The 2,016-nt window shown below is 50.1% G+C and carries 1 tRNA gene and 1 rRNA gene; both read right to left on the reverse strand.

Annotated features, from left to right (window positions below):
• Positions 1-28: 28 nt before the first annotated feature.
• A tRNA-Ala gene (locus AXF17_RS08855) sits at positions 29-104 on the reverse strand.
• 36 nt (positions 105-140) lie between these two features.
• Positions 141-1,657 (reverse strand): 16S ribosomal RNA (locus AXF17_RS08860).
• Positions 1,658-2,016 lie beyond the last annotated feature (359 nt).

Here is a 2,016-nt window from a genome sequence, read left to right on the forward strand (position 1 = left end):
GTCGCGTTAACGACATTTGCCTTTCGGCTGGTGGAGAATAAGGGGATCGAACCCTTGACCCCCTGCGTGCAAGGCAGGTGCTCTCCCAGCTGAGCTAATTCCCCATAAACTATCATAGTGTAGAGACTAGGTCTCCTTAGAAAGGAGGTGATCCAGCCGCTCGTTCTCGAACGGCTACCTTGTTACGACTTCACCCCAGTCATTGGTTTTGCCTTAGGCGACAGATTAATTAGCCGACTTCGGGCACCCCCAACTTCCATGGTGTGACGGGCGGTGTGTACAAGACCCGGGAACGCATTCACCGCAGCATTCTGATCTGCGATTACTAGCAACTCCAACTTCATGTAGGCGAGTTGCAGCCTACAATCCGAACTGGGATCGGTTTTGGTGATTCGCTCCACTTCGCAGTATTGCCTCTCATTGTACCGACCATTGTAGCACGTGTGTAGCCCAGAACATAAGGGGCATGATGATTTGACGTCATCCCCACCTTCCTCCGAGTTGACCTCGGCAGTCTCGCTAGAGTCCTCAACTGAATGTTAGTAACTAGCGACAAGGGTTGCGCTCGTTGCGGGACTTAACCCAACATCTCACGACACGAGCTGACGACAACCATGCACCACCTGTCTCTGCTGTCCGAAGAAGGGATCGGTTAAGATCCTGTCAGCAGGATGTCAAGCCCTGGTAAGGTTCTTCGCGTTGCTTCGAATTAAACCACATGCTCCGCTGCTTGTGCGGGTCCCCGTCAATTCCTTTGAGTTTTACTCTTGCGAGCGTACTCCCCAGGCGGAGCACTTATTGCGTTAACTGCGGCACTGAGCCCTAACGGACCCAACACCTAGTGCTCATCGTTTACGGCGTGGACTACCAGGGTATCTAATCCTGTTTGCTACCCACGCTTTCGTGCCTCAGTGTCAGTTACAGTCCAGAAAGCCGCCTTCGCCGCTGGTGTTCCTCCTAATATCTACGCATTTCACCGCTACACTAGGAATTCCGCTTTCCCCTCCTGCACTCAAGTAGCCCAGTTCGCAAGGCAAGTAGAGGTTGAGCCTCTAAATTAAACCTTGCGCTTAGGTAACCACCTACGCACTCTTTACGCCCAATAATTCCGGATAACGCTTGCCCCCTACGTATTACCGCGGCTGCTGGCACGTAGTTAGCCGGGGCTTGCTCCTAAGGTACCGTCATTTGTTTCTTCCCTTAGAACAGAAGTTTACAACCCGAAGGCCTTCATCCTTCACGCGGCGTTGCTGCATCAGGCTTTCGCCCATTGTGCAAGATTCCCTACTGCTGCCTTCCGTAGAAGTTTGGACCGTGTCTCAGTTCCAATGTGGCCGATCACCCTCTCAGGTCGGCTACTGATCGTCACCTTGGTGAGCCGTTACCTCACCAACTAGTTAATCAGACGCAGGCCCATCCCTGACCGATAAATCTTTGACCGTTGAAGCATGTGCTTCTACGGTGTTATGAGGTTTTAATCATCGTTTCCAATGGCTATCCCTCTGTCAAGGGCAGGTTGCCTACGCGTTACTCACCCGTCCGCCGCTGTCCGTTAATATAATCCCCCGAAGGTTCATGCACTAACATCTCGCTCGACTTGCATGTATTAGGCACGCCGCCAGCGTTCATCCTGAGCCAGGATCAAACTCTTAATAAATGTTATCTGAAGAATCTTTCGATTCGTCCAAATCCTGTTAATGGATGACGCTTATCGCGTCTCGACTCGTTATTTCCGAATCATTGTTGTTTGTGTTTGAATTGTACAGGGACATACGACATATTTGTACATCGTTTGTCTCTTATACGATCTTGAGATCTGATCTCCAGTTTGCACTGTGTCGATCTCTTGACCAGTTTCTACACTATGAAGTTGTCATGGTTCTGCTGACTGCGTTTGAGCGTTTTTAAGCTAACGGCTCTCTCGCGACAGCTTAATCATTATAGCGCACCATTTTTGACTCGTCAAGCACTTTTTTATCTTTTTTGAAAGATTTTCTGCTCGACTCATCTTGGCTC

This window comes from Mogibacterium pumilum (assembly GCF_002243385.1).
GTDB lineage: Bacteria > Bacillota > Clostridia > Peptostreptococcales > Anaerovoracaceae > Mogibacterium > Mogibacterium pumilum.